The 16161-nt window shown below is 70.7% G+C and carries 8 protein-coding genes and 1 pseudogene; 6 read left to right on the forward strand and 3 right to left on the reverse strand.

The features are described from left to right. Positions 1–6: 6 nt before the first annotated feature. Genes rhaI through BBK82_RS39180 form a run of 3 tightly spaced genes read left to right on the forward strand, consistent with a single transcriptional unit; the run spans position 7 to position 4495 of the window. Complete coding sequence (gene rhaI, locus BBK82_RS39170) at positions 7–1161, forward strand: L-rhamnose isomerase (RefSeq protein WP_065919453.1); 1155 nt, start codon at positions 7–9, stop codon at positions 1159–1161. After that, positions 1161–3185, forward strand: a complete 2025-nt coding sequence (locus tag BBK82_RS39175; RefSeq protein ID WP_065921709.1) for a bifunctional rhamnulose-1-phosphate aldolase/short-chain dehydrogenase — start codon at positions 1161–1163, stop codon at positions 3183–3185. Before rhaI ends, BBK82_RS39175 begins: the two co-directional genes overlap by 1 nt. Beyond that, positions 3182–4495, forward strand: coding sequence for a rhamnulokinase (locus BBK82_RS39180; RefSeq protein ID WP_065919454.1), 1314 nt, complete (start codon positions 3182–3184; stop codon positions 4493–4495). Before BBK82_RS39175 ends, BBK82_RS39180 begins: the two co-directional genes overlap by 4 nt. Here the strand turns inward: BBK82_RS39180 and BBK82_RS39185 are convergent. After that, entirely contained in the window at positions 4443–7574 is a 3132-nt protein-coding gene (locus tag BBK82_RS39185; RefSeq protein ID WP_065919455.1) for a family 78 glycoside hydrolase catalytic domain, read from the reverse strand. The genes BBK82_RS39180 and BBK82_RS39185 overlap by 53 nt on opposite strands. A gap of 332 nt (positions 7575–7906) precedes the next feature. Continuing rightward, on the reverse strand, positions 7907–8365 hold the full coding sequence (locus tag BBK82_RS39190) for a VOC family protein (RefSeq protein ID WP_065919456.1): 459 nt from the start codon (positions 8363–8365) through the stop codon (positions 7907–7909). A gap of 107 nt (positions 8366–8472) precedes the next feature. Between BBK82_RS39190 and BBK82_RS39195 the strand changes: the two genes are divergently transcribed. Beyond that, positions 8473–9459 carry a helix-turn-helix transcriptional regulator gene (locus tag BBK82_RS39195; RefSeq protein ID WP_065919457.1) on the forward strand — a complete coding sequence of 329 codons (987 nt, stop codon included), beginning with the start codon at positions 8473–8475 and terminating at the stop codon, positions 9457–9459. Here the strand turns inward: BBK82_RS39195 and BBK82_RS39200 are convergent. Beyond that, complete coding sequence (locus BBK82_RS39200; RefSeq protein ID WP_083268480.1) at positions 9440–11530, reverse strand: cellulase family glycosylhydrolase; 2091 nt, start codon at positions 11528–11530, stop codon at positions 9440–9442. The two genes, BBK82_RS39195 and BBK82_RS39200, sit on opposite strands and share 20 nt — an antisense overlap. A gap of 560 nt (positions 11531–12090) precedes the next feature. Here BBK82_RS39200 and BBK82_RS39205 point away from each other — a divergent pair. Next, positions 12091–14724, forward strand: coding sequence for a glycoside hydrolase family 9 protein (locus tag BBK82_RS39205; RefSeq protein WP_065919459.1), 2634 nt, complete (start codon positions 12091–12093; stop codon positions 14722–14724). 164 nt (positions 14725–14888) lie between these two features. Next, positions 14889–15811: pseudogene (locus tag BBK82_RS39210) on the forward strand (LacI family DNA-binding transcriptional regulator). The last annotated feature ends 350 nt before the right edge of the window (positions 15812–16161 follow it).

Below are 16161 nucleotides of genomic sequence, written 5' to 3' on the forward strand. Positions count from 1 at the left end.
GAAACCATGAACGTCAAGGCCGCGCTGCGCGAGCAGCGCATCGAGACGCCGTCGTGGGCGTACGCGAACTCCGGCACCCGGTTCAAGGTGTTCGCGCAGCAGGGTGTCCCACGCACGCCGTACGAGAAGATCGACGACGCGGCGGTGGTGCACCGGCTGACCGGGGTCGCGCCGACCGTCGCGTTGCACATCCCGTGGGACAAGGTCGACGACTACGGCAAGCTCGCGTCGTACGCCCGTGACCGCGGGGTGGCGCTCGGTGCGATCAACTCCAACGTGTTCCAGGACGACGACTACAAGCTCGGCAGCGTCACGCACCCCGATCCGGCGGTACGGCGCAAGGCGTTGGCGCACCTGCTGGAGTGCGTCGACATCATGGACCAGACCGGGTCGCGCGACCTGAAGCTGTGGTTCGCCGACGGGCTCAACTACCCCGGTCAGGACGACATCCGGTCGCGGCAGGACCGGCTCGCCGAGGCGTTGCATGCCACGTGCGAACGGCTCGGTGCCGACCAGCGGATGTTGCTGGAGTACAAGCTGTTCGAGCCCGCGTTCTACGTGACCGACGTGCCGGACTGGGGCACGGCGTACGCGCACTGCACGCAGCTGGGCGACAAGGCGCAGGTCGTGATCGACACCGGGCACCACGCGCCGGGCACGAACATCGAGTTCATCGTGTCGTTCCTGCTGCGCGCCGGGAAGCTCGGGGCGTTCGACTTCAACTCGCGGTTCTACGCCGACGACGACCTGATGGTGGGCTCGGCCGACCCGTTCCAGCTGTTCCGGATCATGCACGAGATCGTGCTGGCCGACGCGCTGAAGCCGGCCGCGGGCATCGCGTTCATGCTCGACCAGTGCCACAACATCGAGCCGAAGATCCCGGCGATCATCCGCTCGGTGCTCAACGTCCAGGAGGCCACGGCGAAGGCGCTGCTGGTCGACCGCGAAGAACTCTCCCAGGCGCAGCAGGCCGGTGACGTGCTCGCGGCGAACGGGGCGTTGATGGACGCCTACAACACCGACGTGCGGCCGCTGTTGCGGGAGCTGCGCGAGGAGATGGGGCTGGACCCCGACCCGATGGCCGCGTACCGGCGGTCCGGGTACGCCGAGCAGATCGTCCGGGAACGAGTCGGTGGCGAGGCCGCCGGGTGGGGCGCGTGATGAGCCAGGTCGAAGCACTGCTGGGACGCAGCAACCGGTTGGGCTCCGACCCGCGCAACACGAACTACGCGGGCGGCAACACCTCGGCCAAGGGGTCCGAAGAGGACCCGGTGACCGGGCAGCCGGTGGACCTGGTGTGGGTCAAGGGGTCCGGCGGTGATCTCGGGACGCTGACGGAGTCCGGGCTCGCGGTGTTGCGGCTGGACCGGTTGCGGGCGTTGACGCAGGTCTACCCCGGGGTTGAGCGCGAGGACGAGATGGTCGCCGCGTTCGACTACTGCCTGCACGGCAAGGGCGGTGCGGCGCCGTCGATCGACACGGCGATGCACGGGCTGGTGGAGGCGGCGCACGTCGACCACCTGCACCCGGACGCGGGCATCGCGTTCGCCACCGCGGCCGACGGCGAGGCGCTGGTCAAGGCGTGCTTCGGCGACCGGGTGGCGTGGGTGCCGTGGCGGCGGCCGGGGTTCCAGCTGGGGCTGGACATCGCAGCCGTCCACCGGGACCACCCGGAGGCGATCGGCGTGGTCCTGGGTGGCCATGGGATCACGGCGTGGGGTGCGACGAGCGAGGAGTGCGAGGCGCGGTCGCTGGAGATCATCCAGACCGCCCAGCGGTATCTGGACGAGCACAGGCGCGCCGAGCCGTTCGGGCCGGTGGTGCACGAGCCGTTGGCTGCCGAGGAACGCCGGGCCAGGGCCGCTGAGCTGGCACCGGTCATCCGCGGGCTGGCCTCGACGGACTCACCGCAGGTCGGCCACTTCACCGACTCCGACGTGGTGCTCGACTTCCTCGCCCGGGAACGGCACGCCGAGCTGGCCGCGCTGGGAACGTCGTGTCCCGACCACTTCCTGCGCACGAAGGTCCGGCCGCTGGTGCTCGACCTGCCGCCGACCGCTCCACTGCAGGACGCCGTGGCGCGGTTGAAGGAGCTGCACGAGGCCTACCGCGACGACTACCGGGCCTACTACGAACAGCACGCGGACGCGGACAGCCCGCCGATGCGCGGCGCGGACCCGGCGATCGTGCTGGTGCCGGGCGTGGGCATGTTCAGCTTCGGGCGCGACAAGCAGACCGCGCGCGTGGCCGGCGAGTTCTACGTCAACGCCATCAACGTGATGCGCGGCGCCGAGTCGGTGTCGCGGTACGCGCCGATCGAGGAACGCGAGAAGTTCCGCATCGAGTACTGGGCGCTGGAGGAGGCCAAGCTGCGGCGGATGCCGAAGCCCAAGCCGCTCGCGACGAGAGTCGCCCTGGTCACCGGCGGCGGCTCGGGCATCGGTCGGGCGATCGCCCAGCGACTGGCTGCCGAGGGCGCCTGCGTCGTGGTCGCCGACCGCGACGGCGACAGCGCCCGTGAGGTCGCCGAGGGCATCGGGTCGTCCGACGTGGCGGTGCCGGTGACCGTGGACGTGACCTCCTCGGCCGGGCTGGCCGACGCGTTCGGTGCGGCCGTGCTCGCGTTCGGCGGCGTCGACCTGGTGGTCAACAACGCCGGCCTGTCGATCTCCAAGCCGCTCGCCGAAACCACTGAGGCCGACTGGGACCTGCAGCACGACGTGATGGCCAAGGGGTCGTTCCTGGTGTCGCAACAGGCGGCGAAGGTCATGCGCGCGCAGGGCATGGGCGGCGACATCATCTACATCTCCAGCAAGAACTCGGTGTTCGCCGGGCCGAACAACGTGGCGTACGGGGCGGCGAAGGCCGACCAGGCGCACCAGGTCCGGTTGCTGGCAGCCGAACTGGGCGGTGACGGGATCCGGGTCAACGGCATCAACCCGGACGGCGTGGTTCGCGGCTCCGGGATCTTCGCCGGCGGCTGGGGTGCCCAGCGCGCGGCCGTCTACGGCGTGCCCGAGGAGGAGCTCGGCGCGTTCTACGCCCAGCGCACCCTGCTCAAGCGCGAGGTGCTGCCCGACCACGTGGCCGCGGCCGTGGTGGCGTTGACCGCCGGCGACCTGTCGTTGACGACCGGGCTGCACGTGCCGGTCGACGCCGGTGTCGCCGCGGCGTTCCTGCGATGACGGCGGTCGCGGCCGTCGACCTCGGCGCGTCCAGCGGCCGGGTGGTGCGCGGTGTCGTCGCCGACGGCACCGTGCACGTCGAGGAGGTGCACCGGTTCCCGAACGGGCCGGTGCGCCTGCGCGACACCCTGCACTGGGACGTGCTCGGCCTGTACCGGGAGGTGCTGACCGGCCTGGGCCTCGCCGGTGAGGTCGGCAGCATCGGCATCGACAGCTGGGCCGTGGACTACGGCCTGCTCGACGAGCGCGGGGCGTTGCTCGGCAACCCGGTGCACTACCGGGACGCCCGCACCGCCTCGATCACCCCGCCGGACGGGCTGTACGAGGTCAACGGGCTGCAGTTCCAGCCGTTCAACACGATGTTCCAGCTGATGGCCGAACCGCTGCTGCCGCACGCCTCCCAGCTGCTGCTGATCCCCGACCTGCTCTCCTACTGGCTGACCGGTGAACGCGGCGCCGAGTACACCAACGCCACCACGACCGGGCTGATCGACGTCCGCGGTGGACGGTGGTCCTCCGAGCTGACCCGTGCGCTGCCACCCGGTCTGCTGCCTGAACTGCGCCACCCCGGCGACCCGGCGGGGGTGTTCGAGGGCGTCCCGGTCACCGCGGTCGGCTCGCACGACACCGCGTCCGCCGTGGTGGCCGTGCCCGCGGAGACCGACCGGTTCGCCTACATCTCCTGCGGCACCTGGTCGTTGGTCGGCGTCGAGCTCTCCTCCCCCGTGCTCACGCCAGAAAGCCGAGCCGCGAACTTCACCAACGAGGGCGGGGTCGACGGCACGATCCGCTACCTGCGCAACGTGATGGGCCTGTGGCTGTTGCAGGAGTGCCTGCGCCGCTGGGACACCGCGCTGGAACCGTTGCTGCGGCAAGCCGAACACGCCCAGGGCTCGCTGTTCGACCCCAACGACCCCGTGTTCCTCCCACCCGGTGACATGCCCGACAGGATCCAGCAGTGGTGCCGCGACCACGACCGGCGCGTCCCAGAGTCCTCCGCCGAGATCGTCCGGTCCGTCCTGGACAGCCTCGCCGCCGCCCACCGCGACGCCATCGCCGACGCGCAACGCCTGTCCGGCAAGGAGGTCGAGGTCGTGCACGTCGTCGGCGGCGGCTCCCGCAACGAGCTGCTGTGCCAGCTCACCGCCGACGCGTGCGGCCTCCCCGTGGTCGCCGGACCTGCCGAGGCCACGGCGCTGGGCAACGTCCTGGTGCAGGCGCGGGCCGTGGCCGCCGTCCACGGCCCGCTCGCCGAGCTCAGGAGGCTGGTACGGCAGTCGCAGCCGTTGCGGCGCTACCTCCCCCGGTGAACGCCCACCGCCCGTGTGGCACGGACACGACCGCGACACCGCGTTCGTGCGGCACGTGCACCTGGGCGGTGGACCCGACCGGCACCTCGACGGTCAGCTTCAGCGCACCGTCGACCTTCGCCCACGCCACGCCGATCCGCCCGCGCACGCTCTCGAACTCCAGCCGTGCCCACGAGACGCCGACTGTCGCGTTCGGACGGACCACGAACGTTTTGTACCCGGCGTCGCCCGGCACCAGCCCGGCCACGTGTTCGTACAGCCATTGCGCGACCGTGCCCTTGAAGTAGTGGTTGCGCGACCGCGTGCCGGTGTCCCACATCTCCCACATGGTCTCCGCGCCGTTGGCGAACCAGTGGCCCCAGCTCGGGTAGGAGCGCTCGGTGGCCATGGCGTGGGCGACGGTCGCGTGCCCGTTGTCGCTCAACGCCTTCAGCAGCACCTGGGCGCCGAGGCAACCGACGTTGACGTGGTTGCCGTTGGCGGTCACCTCCCTGGCGAGCCGGTCGGCGACGGCCTGCACGGATCCGGCGGGCACCATGCCGAACGCGAGCGGGACCGCGTTGGAGGTCTGCCGGTAGCCGGGGTCTTGGGCGGTGCGGTAGTAGCCGCTCGGGTCGAGGAACGCCTGGTTGAACGCCGTCAGCAAGCTCGCGGCCACCTCGCGGTAGCGCGGGACCGGCTTGCCGATCACGTCGCCGAGCTCCGCGGTGTGCAGCAGCGCCCGGTACAGGTAGGCGGTGGCGGTGAGCCGGGTGTCCTCCGGCGGGATGCCACCGGAGCCGGGCGGCAGGAAGTCGCCGAGCGCGGTGACCGCCAGGCCGTTCTGCAGCCGGCCGATCTCCCAGTCGAGGTAGCGGGTGAGCACCGGCCAGTGCTGTGCGGGCAGCCGGTCGTCGCCGTAGGTCCGGTACATCTCGCGCAGCACGAACGGGTAGACCGTCGTCCACTCCGGCGCGGGTGCGAGCTCGCGGTAGCCCCAGCCGCCGCTCGGCACGATCACCGGGATCTGCCCGGCCGCGTCCTGGCTGTCCGCGAGGTCGCCGAGCCACTTGGTGAAGAACTTCGCCAGGCCGAACTCGGCGAGCATCGACGGCGCGCCGACCTGGGCGTCGCCGGTCCAGCCGTTCTTCTCGTAGGTCGGGGTGTCGGTGGGGATGCCGTGCAGGTTGTTGGCGACCGTGCGCCGCATCGCCTGGTCGTACTGCTCGAACAACGGTTCGGAGCACCGGAACGTGCTGGCCACCGGCACGTCGGAGTGCACAACCCGGCCGACGAGCTCCGGCGCGGTGCTCAGCCCGGCCACCTCGACGTACCGGAAGCCCTTGTAGGAGAACCTCGGTTCCCACGTCTCATCGCCGCCCGCGCACACGTACTCGTCCAGCTGCTGGCGGGCGCCGGTCACGTGGCCGTTCTCCATGCGCACGCTGCCGTCGGGGTTGAGCGTCTCGCCGTGCTTGAGCCGGACGACGGTGCCCGCGGGTGCGGTGACGCGCAGCCAGGTCCAGCCCGACATCGTGCGGCCCATGTCCGCGACGAACACGCCCGGCTTCAGCGTGGTGACCGTCGGCGTGACGGACTCGACCACCCGGATCGGTTCGTGTTCCTGGGCTTTCAGCGTGCCCTTCGGCGCGGGCCTCGCAAGTGTGGCGGTCCACGCGCTGTCGTCGAAGCCCGGCTTGGTCCAGTCGCGCGGGGCTCGTCGCGCGTCGTAGGTCTCGCCGGTGTAGAGCGAGTTGGTGAGCGTCGGCCCGTCGGTCATCCGCCAGGTCTCGTCGGTCGCGATCGTCGTGCGGGTGCCGTCCGGGTGCTCGATCTCCAGCTGGGCCAGCACCTTCGGTTCGTCGTGCCACGGCGGCCGCTCCCAGCGCCACACGTTCGGCGACTTCATGCCGTAGAACCCGCGCCCGAGCGTCACGCCGATCGCGTTGCGCCCTTTCCGCACCAGGTCCGTGACGTCGTGCACCGCGTACAGCACGGTGTTGTCGTAGTCGGTGAAACCCGGATCCAGCACCCGGTCCCCGACCTTGCGCCCGTTGATCTCGGTCTCGTGGTACGCCAGCCCGCTCACGTACAGGCGAGCCCCGCGCACCGGCTTGGCAAGGCCGAACTCCTTGCGCAGCAACGGCGCCGGCTGCTCGCGGACCGTCACGTTCGCACCCCACGGTCCCTGCCCGTACGGGTCGAGCACGGTCGCCGCGGCCCAGCCGGAGTCGTCGAGCTCCGGTGCCTGCCAACCGGGCTGCTCGGTCTCGGCCACCTTCCAGCCCGGCCCGGTGATGACCTCCCGCTGCCCGCCCGGCAGGTCGACGAGCAACCTCAGCAGGAACCCGCCGGGTCCCTCCGACCGGTTCGTGGCCCGCGCGGCCAGCACCACCGGCCCTTGGACCAGGTTCGTGACGTCCGCGCGTTGGCCGACCTTCCACACGTCCGTCTCCTGCGGCACGTGCAGCACCTCGGACCCGTTGACATACAACGTGAAGTCGTCGTCCGCGGTGGCCACGACCCGCGCCCTGGTGGCGCCGGCGGGCAGGTCGACCCTGGTGCGGAACCACCGGCTCTGCGGCGGCGCCGAGGCCGACCAGATCCACGCCGCCGAGCCGAAGCCGATCGAGGTGTCCGCCGCGCCGATCCACCGCGCCTGCCAGGCCGTGCCGAGCAACGCCGTCTCCACCAGCTCGACGCGCTCCACGGCGACACCCGCCGGCGCCGTCCCACACCGCACGCGCCAGTGGTACCGCGTGCGCGGCTTCAGCTCCTTGCCCGCGTACGCGACTCCGCCGGTCCGGTCGGAGGCGACCCGGCCGGACTGCCAGACGTCCGCCCGGCCGGGCGCCGAGCCGACCTCGACCTGGTAGGCGGTCTGCCGGGCCCCGGTCCCACCCGCCGCGAGCACCCAGCCGAGCCGCGGCGCCGTGACGTCCGTGCCCAGCACCGTCTCCGCGTACTCCACGGTGGTGCGTTCGACCCGCATCCGGCCCGGCCCTTCCGGTTGCGCGGCGGCCACCCCCGCGGCGGCCACCGGCAACGCCGTCGCGGACAGCCCGACGGCCGATGTCCTGAGGAAGTCCCGTCTGCGCACGTCGCCTCCACCTTCGTCGCTGGATGAAACGTTTCAATCGCGAGCGGCGACGGCCAGAGTGTTACGCGTCAGGGAGTGTGTCAAGTCACACCGGAGCAGGCTGTCCGCAATCGGACATTCTCATGAATCGTTTCAACCTCTCGCCCTCCCCTGTCGACGTCTGCAAATACCACCAACTCAACGCCAACAAGCACTTCCCTACTGTCAACCGCCGGCGCGGCACGAGCTCCCCCTCGACACCGGTTCGTCAGGTGGCGAACAGGTTGGGTGCAGCTGGCGGCTGTTTGATCAAGAGTTGGTGGTACTTGCAGATGCGGGTGGCGGTGGAGGGGTCAGTACGCGGCGGCGACGTCGAGGATCCAGGTCACGCCGAACCGGTCCGTCAGCATGCCGAACGCGGGCGCCCACTGCGCCGGGCCGAACGGTTCGACCACGGTGGCACCTTCAGCCAGCCGCTCCCACAGCGGGCCGACCTCCTCGACGCTCTCGCCGCGCACGGACAGGAAGAACGGCTCGGTCGTGATCGTCGTGCCGTTCTCCCGGCGGGTGGTGGGCTCGCCCGGCGTGAACGGCTGGTCGGCGCCCGGCACGTCGTAGGCCATGACGCGGAAGCCGTTGTCCGCGACGACCTGCCCGAACACGACGTTCGCGGCGCCCGGCAGGTCGGCGGGCATGCCGAAGTCACCGTAGGTGGCGATGGTGGCCTTGCCGCCGAACACCGAGGCGTAGAAGTCGAGAGCCTCCCTGGCCTGGCCGCGGAAGTTCAGGTGTGTGACTGCGTTGAGCGACATCGGTAGTCCTTCGAAGTGGTGGTGCGCCGGACGTTTCCGGTGCTGAGGAGCACTCTGCCGGTAGTAGCGGACAGGGAACGTCCGCTACTTGTGCCAGGATCGGATCCATGCCGATTGCCTCCTCGACCACGACCTCCGGACGGCTGCTCGCGCTGCTGTCGCTGCTGCAGGTCCGCCGCGACTGGCCGGGTGTGCTGCTCGCCGACCGGCTGGGCGTCAGCGAACGCACGGTGCGGCGGGATGTGGACCGGTTGCGCGAGCTCGGGTACCTGGTGCACGCGGTCAAGGGGCCCGACGGCGGGTACCGGCTGGAGGCGGGCAGCGAGGTGCCGCCGCTGCTGTTCGACGAGGAGCAGGCGGTCGCGCTGGCCGTGGCGCTGCGGATCGCGGTCGGGACCGGTGCGGGGATCGAGGAGGCGGCCGCGCGGGCGCTGGTGACGTTGCGACAGGTGCTGCCGTCGCGGTTGCGGCGGCGGGTCGACGTGTTGGAGGTCGGGACGGCCGGTGGCGGGCCGCAGGCGGACACCGAGGTGCTGCTCGCGGTGAGTGGCGCGATCCGGGCTCGGGAGGAGCTGCGGTTCGACTACCGGGCGCCGGGTGCCGAAGATCGCGACGGGCCGCCGCGCCGGGTGCAGCCGCACCACCTCGTCAGCCGGGCGGGCCGGTGGTACGTCGTCGGGTGGAGTTCCGAGCGGGAGGACTGGCGGTCCTACCGGGCCGACCGGATGACGTTGCGGACGCCGAACGGGCCGCGGTTCACGCCGCGGGAGGTGCCCGGTGGTGACGTGGCGGCGTTCCTGGCGGCGCGGTTCAAGGGATCGGACACCCCTGCGTGGCCCTGCCGGGGTGAGGTGGTGCTCGGGCTGCCGGTCCGCGAGGTGGCTCCGTTCGCGGGTGGTGACACGGTCGAGGAGGTCGAACCCGGCAGGACCCGGCTGCTGACCGGGTCCTGGTCGTGGGCATCGCTGGCCGCGCAGCTCGCCCGGTTCGACGCCGAGGTCGAGGTGGTGGGGCCGCCCGAGCTGCGCGCCGCGTTCGCCGCGCTGTCGGCGCGCGCAGCTCGGGCGGCCGGGATCAGCTCGTCGAACCCGTGACCGCGCTGCCCGACTTCGTGACGAAGTAGGTCAGCTTGGCGCCGCTCCAGTAGTGGAACGTCAGGGTGACGCGCCGGTTGTCGTTGACCTCGGCGAAGAAGTCGGCGGTCAGGGTGGTGGTGCCGGCGGTGTAGTTCGGCGCGAAGGTGCGGTCGAACTCCTTGTAGGACGTCCAGTTGTGCGGGCCCGCGTTCGAACCGTCGTCGTACTTCGCCTCCATCGTCGCGAGCAGGTCGCCGCGGAAGCTCGTCGGGATCGAGAACGCCGCCGTGGTGCCGGTCGCGTTCTGCAGCACCGGCACGTCGTAGGTGATGAGGTTGATCCGCCACGGCACGCCCTGCGAGAAGTGGGCGGTGATCGTGGCGTTGGTGCCGTAGGCGCGGGATCCGCTCAGCCGGGTCAGCAGCGCCGCGCTCAGGGTGAGCTGGTCGCCGGAGACGGTGTAGTCGGTGCCGCGCGTCAGCTCGGTGGAACCCTGGCGCAGGCCCGAGAACGTGGTGCCGTTGAGGTTCAGCGTGATCGTCTTGGCGCTGATGGCACTGGCCTTCGCGCTGAACACCTGGTCGGTCGAGGCGGTGCCGGAGCGGGTGGTCCAGCTCGACTTGATCTGCGCGATCAGCTCGGGGTCACTCCACTGGAACGACGTGCGGCCGAAGTGCTGGCCGTTGTCCCAGAGCATCGTGGTGATCTTCTTGGTGCGGGCGTAGTGGCCGAACAGCTCGAAGAACTTGAGCTTCTCGCCCTGCTGGACGGTGCCGGTGTGCCGGTCGAACCCGAGCAGGCCGTACTCGCCGAGGATCACCGGGATGCCGCGTGCGATGAAGGTGTTGTGGACGCGGTCGAACGAGTCGGTCAGGTCCTTCTGGGCGGTGGCGTCGAAGTGCGTGCCGCCGGCGACGTTCACGCTGAAGGGCCAGTAGCCGTAGTAGTGCACGGTCGCGGCGATGTTGGGGTCGTCGAAGGTGGTGAGCGACGACGCGAGCTCGTCGAGCCTGGCCTGGTCGGAGGAGGTGTGCAGGGTCGGCAGGACGAGCAGGCGGCTGGCGTTGCCGCCGCCGGAGCGCCGCACGATGTCGCGGAACGACGCGTTGAGCTCGTGCAGCAGCTGGGCGTTCTGCGCGTCGCCGGAGCTGCCGGTGAACTGGGGTTCGTTGACGCTCTCGAACACGAGCTTCGCCGGGGAGTCCTTGAACGCGGCCGCGAGCTGGGTCCAGATGGCGTTGTAGCGGTTGAGCACGTTCGTCCGGTCCGCCGGCATGGTGTTGATCCACTGCCACGAGTCGTGGTGGATGTTGATCATCACGTGGAAGCCGTCCGCGAGAGCCCAGCCGACGACCTCCTTGACGCGGGCGAGGTAGGCCGCCTCGATGGTGTAGCCCGGTGCCGCGGCCTGGTGCTGACCCCACGTCACGGGGATGCGGATGCTCTTGAAGCCCTGCGCCTTCACGTTGTCCAGCAACGCTTCCGTGATGCGCGGGTTGCCCCACGACGTCTCGTCGGCACCGGTGGCGTCGAGGCTGTTGCCGAGGTTCCAGCCCGGTTGCATCGCGGCGACCTGGGCCATCGCGTCACCGGGCGGCGGGCCGCTGGTCGTCGTGGTGGTGGTCGTCGTCGTCGACGTGCCGGGGGCTCCCGTGCAGGTGACGCCGTTGAGCGCGAACGACGCCGGGGCGGTGTTCGTGCCGGACCAGCTCCCGTTGAGGCCGAAGGAGACCGTGGCGTTCGGCGCGATGACCGCGTTGTACCCCGCGTTGGCGGCGGTGACCTGGCTGCCGTCGGCGGTCACGGTCGCGTTCCAGGCCTGGGTGACCTGCTGGCCGGACGGCCAGGTCCAGGTCAGCCGCCAGCCGTCGACCCGGTCGCCGAGGTTGGTCACCGCCACGTTCGCCGTGAAGCCACCGCTCCACTGGCTGGGCACGGTGTAGTCGACCTTGCAGCCGGGAGCCGCCGCGGCCGGGGCCGCCGGGGCGGCCACGACCAGGCCGATGGTCCCCGCCACCGCCACGAGTGCCGCCGTCAGCGCGGCACCGCGACGGCGGACCGCCTCGAGTCTGTCGCGAAGTCCGCTCATGGCACACACCTTTCGCCGGCGGGCGGGGTTGGCTTCGGAGGAGCGCTCCCTCCGGACCGCACGTCCGGAGGGAGCGCTCGTAAGGGGCCGTCGCAGCCGCCACGACGCCGCACCGTGGCAGTCCGCGCCCTGTTCGACCCCTGGACCGGGAGCTGGGAGCGCTCCCAGTCGGTGCCGGACTGTAGCCACCCCGAGCACGGCTGGGAAAGGCTTGTCGAACTGTGGTCGATACGAAAGCGAATTTCACGTTGCACTTCACGTAGTCGGCGAAAAGCCGCGGCCGTCACGCGTTCTGAGCAACGACGACGGCCGGCACCCGGATTCACGTACTGCGCGTTGCCGATTTCCGTTGCACGATCGGCCGATCCGGCCATGCTGCTCGAAATGACGATCTACCTGCGCGGCTGCCCGTTAAGCGAAAGTTGCGGCAAATGGCCGAGTGGACGAAGAAATCAGCACAACGGGACTGTCGGACTGGTTTCGTGACCGTTACAGTCCCGAACCTGGGAGCGCTCCCAGAATTTCCCTTCCCGGCATCGGAGGCTCACGTGCACAGACGCATGTCGAGAGCTGCGGCAGTCGCGCTCGCCGCCCTGCTCGTGGTGATGACCGGCCCGCTGGTGCCGGCCTCGGTGGCCGCGCCCGCGTTCAACTACGCCGAGGCGCTGCAGAAGTCGGTGTGGTTCTACGACGCCCAGCGGTCAGGTGTCCTGCCGCGGGACAACCGGGTGAGCTGGCGGGCTGACTCCGCGGTGCGCGACGGTTCCGACGTCGGGCTGGACCTGTCCGGCGGTTTCTACGACGCCGGTGACCACGTGAAGTTCGGGCTGCCGTTCGCGTTCAGCATGTCGATGCTGGCCTGGGGAGCCGTGGAGAACCGCGCGGCCTACGCGGGCTCGGGGCAGCTGCCGCACCTGATGGCGAACCTGCGGTGGGGCACCGACTGGATCATCAAGGCGCACCCGTCGCCGAACGTCGTCTACGGGCAGGTCGGCGCGGGCAACCCCGACCACGCCTGGTGGGGATCGGCCGAGGTCATGCCGATGGCGCGGCCCTCGTACAAGGTGGACGCCTCCTGCCCCGGTTCCGACCTCGCCGGTGAGTACGCGGCGGCGATGGCGTCGGCCTCGATGGTCTTCCGCGACACCGACCCCGCCTACGCGACCACGCTGCTCACGCACGCCAAGCAGCTCTTCACGTTCGCGGACACCTACCGCGGCAAGTACAGCTCGTGCATCACGGACGCGGCGACCTTCTACAACTCGTGGAGCGGCTACCAGGACGAGCTGGTGTGGGGTGCGATCTGGCTGCACCGCGCGACCGGTGACGCGAGCTACCTGACCAAGGCGAAGACGGAGTACCAGAAGCTCGGCACCGAACCGCAGAGCACCGAGCGGTCCTACAAGTGGACCATCGCGTGGGACGACAAGTCCTACGGCGCGTACGTGCTGATGGCGAAGCTGACCGGCGAGCAGTCGTACATCGCCGACGCCAACCGCTGGCTGGACTACTGGACCACCGGCTACAACGGCAACCGGGTGCGCTACTCCCCCGGTGGCCAGGCGGTGCTCGACAGCTGGGGTTCGCTGCGTTATGCCGCGAACACCGCGTTCGCCGCGTTGGTGTACTCGGACTGGCTCTCCACTCGCGACAGTGCGCGCGCTCGCACCTACCACGACTTCGGCGTGCGGCAGGTCAACTACGCCTTGGGTGACAACCCGCGCAACGCGAGCTACGTCGTCGGCTTCGGCGCGAACCCGCCGCGCAACCCCCACCACCGCGGCGCGCACGGGGCGTGGGCCGACACCATCCAGGAACCGGTCACCAGCCGGCACGTGCTGTACGGCGCCCTGGTCGGCGGACCGAGCACGAACAACGACGCCTACACCGACAGCCGCAGCGACTACGTGATGAACGAGGTCGCGCTGGACTACAACGCGGGCTTCACCGGGGCGTTGGCGCGGCTGTACCAGGAGTACGGCGGCACGCCGCTGGCCTCGTTCCCGGTGTCGGAGACCCCGGACGGCCCCGAGCTGACCGTGCAGGCGTCGGTCAACCAGGGCGCCGCGCAGTTCACCGAGGTCAAGGCGTTCGTGCTGAACAAGAGCGCGTGGCCGGCGCGGACGTTCAACGGCACGCTGCGCTACTACTTCACGCTCGACGGCGCCACGACGCCGAGCCAGCTCAGCGTGACCACGAACTACAACCAGTGCGGTGCCGCCAGTGCTCCCGCGCAGTACCGCGGCGCGGTGTGGTTCGTCGAGATCCCGTGCACGGGGGTCGCTCCGGCGGGGCAGTCGGCGTTCCGCAAGGAGGTCCAGTTCCGGATCACCAGCACCGGCACGTGGGATCCGACCAACGACTGGTCGTACGTGGGGCTCGGCAGCGGCAACACCGTCGTGCAGACCGACCGGATCGTGCTGCGCCAGGACGGGCGCACGGTGTGGGGACAGGAACCCGGTGGTGGTGTTGTCGACGAGGTGGCGCCTTCTGTCCCGAGTGGACTGACGGCGTCCGGGGCCGGTGCCACGAGCGTGTCGCTGAGCTGGACCGCATCGACGGACAACGTGGGTGTCAGCGGGTACGAGGTGCTGTCCGGTGGTGCCGTGGTCGGTGCTTCCGCGTCGCCGAGCCTGGTGCTGACGGGCCTCACGCCCGACACGGCGTACTCGTTGACGGTGCGAGCGCGGGACGCCGCCGGAAACGTGTCGGCGGAGAGCGCGCCGGTCAGCGTGCGCACGTTGCCCGGCACGCGGAGCACGTTGTCGGTGCAGCACAGGGGTTCTGGGGCGGCTCGGACGAGTCAGGTAGGGGCGACGCTCCAGCTGACGAACCTCGGTGCCGCCGTCGACCTGAGCGGCGTGACGATGCGGTACTGGTTCACGGGTGAGTCCGCGGCCGGCTACCAGGTGTGGTGCGACTGGGCGCAGATGGGCTGCGCGAACGTGCGGCTGCGGGTCGTGCCGGTGACCGCGCGTCCTGGTGCCGACGCGTACCTCGAGGTGTCGTTCCCGTCCGGCAGTCTGGCGTCAAACGCGCGCACGGGCGAGATCCAGGTGCGGGTGGCGAAGTCGGACTGGTCCGGCTTCGACCAGTCCGACGACCACAGCTACCGGGTCAGCAGCTCGCTGTCCGACTTCGACCGGGTCACCGCCCACTCCGGCGGCGCACTGGCGTGGGGTGCGCAACCCTGACCGAGTTTCGGTGCGGGCCGTTCTGCGCGCCCAGGCGTTCCGCACCGAGCCCAACCCCGGCCTTCCGGCCGGCTCCCGCCGCGTCCCCGGCACAGTGTCGTGCCGGGGACGCGCCCGTTTCGACCGGTTCAAAATTGGCCTGGACCAACTTCTACGATTGACGCATGACGGAGATCGACAGGCCGCGCCGCCTCGGTCCGCGCATCGAGGAGGTCGCACGCCTGGCCGGGGTGTCGAAGTCGACGGTCTCCCGCGTGATCAACGACGAGCCGTACGTGAGCACCAAGGCCCGCGACGCCGTGCACGAGGCCATCACCCGCCTGCGCTACAGCCCGAACCAGGCCGCCCGCACCCTGGCCGGCAGCAGGGCCCGCGCCATCGCCCTGATCGTCTCCGAACAGGGCGGCCGCGTCCTGGGTGACCCGTTCTTCGCCGGCATCCTGCGCGGCGTGCACGCCGAGCTGGCCGGTCGGCACGTCCAGCTGCTGCTGATGCTCAGCCGCCCCCAGGACCACGACGACCTGGTCGCCTACCTCTCCGGCGGCCACGTGGACGGCTGCCTGCTGGTGAGCCTGCACGGCGACGACCCGCTCCCCCACCGCTTGCACGCACTCGGCCTCCCGGTGGTCGTCGCCGGCAGGCCGCTGGGCTCGGCCGCGGTCCCGTTCGTCGACTCGGACAACTTCACCGGCGGCCTGGAAGCGGCCCGGCACCTGGTGTCCCTCGGCCGCTCGCGGATGGCCACGGTGACGGGCCCGCGCGACATGGCAGCCGGCCAGGACCGGCTGAGCGGCTGGCGGCGGGGCGCCGGCGGAGACCGGCCTGGCGGTGTGGCGGCGGACTCATCGGGGGGCTGCAGGTGCTGCACGCACGGGGGCGGCGGGTGCCGCAGGACGTGGCGGTGGTGGGGTTCGACGACTCGCTGCTGGCCTCGACCGCGACCCCGCCGCTGACGACGGTGCGGCAGGACGTGGAGGAGCTGGGGCGGACGCTGACGTGGAGGCTGTTCGCGGAGCTGGCCGGGGAGGACGGGCTGCCGCCGTCGCTGCTGCTGCCGACGTCGTTGGTGAGGCGGGAGAGCGCGTAGGGGCGGCGCCGACCCGGATGCGCGCCGCGTGCCGTCCGGCGTTCCACCGACCACTCCGAGTGCGGCCACCCGCGTGAACCCCCACTCCCCCAACCGGTCCCGCACCCGCCGAAGCGGTCTGTACCTGTACCCGCACCGAGCGTTAACCCAAACGACATCATTCCGGGAACGCTCCCAGTTTTCTCAACTGTGACCTCCGTCAAAACGACGAGGTCACCCCACCCACCAGCGTGGAAACGAGCAGCTCCCGGCCTGGGTGTGTCTTGACACACTCTCGACACCAGTACGACACTCACCGGCACCTGGGAGCGCTCCCAGAATCCGCCCGCCGAGACCAGAGGAGTTCTCCC

This window comes from Lentzea guizhouensis (genome assembly GCF_001701025.1).
Classification (GTDB): Bacteria; Actinomycetota; Actinomycetes; order Mycobacteriales; family Pseudonocardiaceae; genus Lentzea; species Lentzea guizhouensis.

What these genes read in the sequence shown, in the direction of transcription:
- BBK82_RS39200 (WP_083268480.1), bottom strand. Translation starts at nt 11,530, where the DNA reads ATGAGCGGACTTCGCGACAGACTCGAGGCGGTCCGCCGTCGCGGTGCC.
- BBK82_RS39205 (WP_065919459.1), top strand. Translation starts at nt 12,091, where the DNA reads ATGTCGAGAGCTGCGGCAGTCGCGCTCGCCGCCCTGCTCGTGGTGATG.
- rhaI (WP_065919453.1), top strand. Translation starts at nt 7, where the DNA reads ATGAACGTCAAGGCCGCGCTGCGCGAGCAGCGCATCGAGACGCCGTCG.
- BBK82_RS39180 (WP_065919454.1), top strand. Translation starts at nt 3,182, where the DNA reads ATGACGGCGGTCGCGGCCGTCGACCTCGGCGCGTCCAGCGGCCGGGTG.
- BBK82_RS39190 (WP_065919456.1), bottom strand. Translation starts at nt 8,365, where the DNA reads ATGTCGCTCAACGCAGTCACACACCTGAACTTCCGCGGCCAGGCCAGG.
- BBK82_RS39175 (WP_065921709.1), top strand. Translation starts at nt 1,161, where the DNA reads ATGAGCCAGGTCGAAGCACTGCTGGGACGCAGCAACCGGTTGGGCTCC.
- BBK82_RS39195 (WP_065919457.1), top strand. Translation starts at nt 8,473, where the DNA reads ATGCCGATTGCCTCCTCGACCACGACCTCCGGACGGCTGCTCGCGCTG.